Annotated in this window: 2 tRNA genes and 1 rRNA gene; all 3 read right to left on the reverse strand. The window is 51.7% G+C overall.

What is annotated here, in order from left to right:
- Nucleotides 1–4: 4 nt before the first annotated feature.
- The 3 genes from CSV60_RS15575 to CSV60_RS15585 all read right to left on the reverse strand — a co-directional run bounded on the left by CSV60_RS15575 (nt 5) and on the right by CSV60_RS15585 (nt 3,247).
- Nucleotides 5–2,933 (reverse strand): 23S ribosomal RNA (locus CSV60_RS15575).
- A gap of 135 nt (nt 2,934–3,068) precedes the next feature.
- Nucleotides 3,069–3,144, reverse strand: a tRNA-Ala gene (locus CSV60_RS15580).
- A 26-nt stretch (nt 3,145–3,170) separates the two neighbouring features.
- Nucleotides 3,171–3,247: transfer RNA gene (locus tag CSV60_RS15585), tRNA-Ile, on the reverse strand.
- Between the last annotated feature and the right edge of the window lie 162 nt (nt 3,248–3,409).

Here is a 3,409-nt window from a genome sequence, read left to right on the forward strand (position 1 = left end):
ACAATAGGTTAAGTCCTCGATCGATTAGTATCTGTCAGCTACATACGTCGCCGTACTTACACCCCAGACCTATCCACCTCATCATCTTTGAGGGATCTTACTTACTTGCGTAATGGGAAATCTCATCTTGAAGGGGGCTTCATGCTTAGATGCTTTCAGCATTTATCCCGTCCATACATAGCTACCCAGCGATGCCTTTGGCAAGACAACTGGTACACCAGCGGTATGTCCATCCCGGTCCTCTCGTACTAAGGACAGCTCTCCTCAAATTTCCTGCGCCCGCGACGGATAGGGACCGAACTGTCTCACGACGTTCTGAACCCAGCTCGCGTGCCGCTTTAATGGGCGAACAGCCCAACCCTTGGGACCGACTACAGCCCCAGGATGCGACGAGCCGACATCGAGGTGCCAAACCTCCCCGTCGATGTGGACTCTTGGGGGAGATAAGCCTGTTATCCCCGGGGTAGCTTTTATCCGTTGAGCGATGGCCCTTCCATGCGGAACCACCGGATCACTAAGTCCGTCTTTCGACCCTGCTCGACTTGTAGGTCTCGCAGTCAAGCTTCCTTATGCCTTTGCACTCTGCGAATGATGTCCAACCATTCTGAGGAAACCTTTGAGCGCCTCCGTTACTCTTTAGGAGGCGACCGCCCCAGTCAAACTGTCCACCTGACACTGTCTCCTGCCCGGATCACGGGCAAGGGTTAGAAGTCCAATACAGCCAGGGTAGTATCCCACCAATGCCTCCTCCGAAGCTGGCGCTCCGGAATCCAAGGCTCCTACCTATCCTGTACAGGCTGCACCGGAATTCAATATCAGGCTACAGTAAAGCTCCACGGGGTCTTTCCGTCCTGTCGCGGGTAATGCGCATCTTCACGCATATTATAATTTCACCGAGTCTCTCGTTGAGACAGTGCCCAGATCGTTACGCCTTTCGTGCGGGTCGGAACTTACCCGACAAGGAATTTCGCTACCTTAGGACCGTTATAGTTACGGCCGCCGTTTACTGGGGCTTCAATTCAGAGCTTCGCTTGCGCTAACCCCTCCTCTTAACCTTCCAGCACCGGGCAGGCGTCAGCCCCTATACGTCATCTTACGATTTTGCAGAGACCTGTGTTTTTGCTAAACAGTCGCCTGGGCCTATTCACTGCGGCTCTCTCGGGCTATTCACCCTACCAGAGCACCCCTTCTCCCGAAGTTACGGGGTCATTTTGCCGAGTTCCTTAACGAGAGTTCTCTCGATCACCTTAGGATTCTCTCCTCGCCTACCTGTGTCGGTTTGCGGTACAGGCACCTCCCGCCTCGCTAGAGGCTTTTCTTGGCAGTGTGAAATCAGGGACTCTGGAGATTAATCTCCTCGCCATCACAGCCTAGTGTTATATGAGAACGGGATTTGCCTCGTTCTCCACCTCACTGCTTAGACACACAACCAACTGTGTGCTCACCCTATCCTACTGCGTCCCCCCATTACTCAAACGGCGGGGAGGTGGTACAGGAATATCAACCTGTTGTCCATCGTCTACGCCTATCGGCCTCGACTTAGGTCCTGACTAACCCTGAGCGGACGAGCCTTCCTCAGGAAACCTTGGGCATTCGGTGGAAGGGATTCTCACCCTTCTTTCGCTACTCATACCGGCATTCTCACTTCCAAGCGCTCCACCAGTCCTTCCGGTCTAGCTTCAACGCCCTTGGAACGCTCTCCTACCATTGACCCTAAGGTCAATCCACAGCTTCGGTGATCTGTTTAGCCCCGGTACATTTTCGGCGCAGCGCCACTCGACCAGTGAGCTATTACGCACTCTTTAAATGATGGCTGCTTCTAAGCCAACATCCTGGTTGTCTGGGCAACGCCACATCCTTTTCCACTTAACAGATACTTGGGGACCTTAGCTGGTGGTCTGGGCTGTTTCCCTCTCGACAATGGATCTTATCACCCACTGTCTGACTCCCAAACATAAATCATCGGCATTCGGAGTTTGTCTGAATTCGGTAACCCGGGATGGGCCCCTCGTCCAAACAGTGCTCTACCTCCGAGATTCTTTCGTTTGAGGCTAGCCCTAAAGCTATTTCGGAGAGAACCAGCTATCTCCAGGTTCGATTGGAATTTCACCGCTACCCACACCTCATCCCCGCATTTTTCAACATACGTGGGTTCGGGCCTCCAGTCAGTGTTACCTGACCTTCACCCTGGACATGGGTAGATCACCTGGTTTCGGGTCTACGACCCCATACTCATTCGCCCTATTCAGACTCGCTTTCGCTGCGGCTCCGCTTTCTCAGCTTAACCTTGCATGGAATCGTAACTCGCCGGTTCATTCTACAAAAGGCACGCCATCACCCATTAACGGGCTCTGACAATTTGTAAGCGCACGGTTTCAGGATCTATTTCACTCCCCTTCCGGGGTGCTTTTCACCTTTCCCTCACGGTACTGGTTCACTATCGGTCACTAGGGAGTATTTAGCCTTGGGAGATGGTCCTCCCGGATTCCGACGGAATTTCACGTGTTCCGCCGTACTCAGGATCCACTCTGGAGAGAATGCGTTTTCGACTACGGGGCTTTTACCCTCTTTGGCGGACCTTTCCAGGTCGCTTCATCTAACGCATTCCTTTGTAACTCCGTATAGAGTGTCCTACAACCCCAAGAAGCAAGCTTCTTGGTTTGGGCTCTTCCCGTTTCGCTCGCCGCTACTAAGGGAATCGATGTTTCTTTCTCTTCCTCCGGGTACTTAGATGTTTCAGTTCTCCGGGTGTGCCACGAGTATGCTATGTATTCACATACACGTACTGTCCCATTATGGACAGTGGGTTTCCCCATTCGGAAATCTTCGGATCAAAGCTCACTTACAGCTCCCCGAAGCATATCGGTGTTAGTGCCGTCCTTCATCGGCTCCTAGTGCCAAGGCATCCGCCGTGCGCCCTTTCTAACTTAACCTATAAAAGGTCCAACTTCATCCTAGCGATAGGCTTCCGTTGGTTAAAAAGATTGCTTGAATCGCATATATGCGACTCGGTTGATTACTTGATTACTTTCAATGTCGTTTTATCCAGTTTTCAATGAACAAATTATTGGTGGAGCCTAACGGGATCGAACCGTTGACCTCCTGCGTGCAAGGCAGGCGCTCTCCCAGCTGAGCTAAGGCCCCGGGATTGTATAAAAAGAGAGTTGTTATGGTGGGCCTAAGTGGACTCGAACCACCGACCTCACGCTTATCAGGCGTGCGCTCTAACCAGCTGAGCTATAGGCCCCTCTTTCTATGTATGAAGATTACATGAACCTTCAAAACTGAACGCAAAACGTTAACGTGATAGATCGAAGATCTATCTTCCGAATGTTTCTTCCATATTTCAGGCAAGAAAACATCATCCTTAGAAAGGAGGTGATCCAGCCGCACCTTCCGATACGGCTAC

This window comes from Sporosarcina sp. P7 (assembly GCF_002743425.1).
Taxonomy (GTDB): Bacteria; Bacillota; Bacilli; order Bacillales_A; family Planococcaceae; genus Sporosarcina.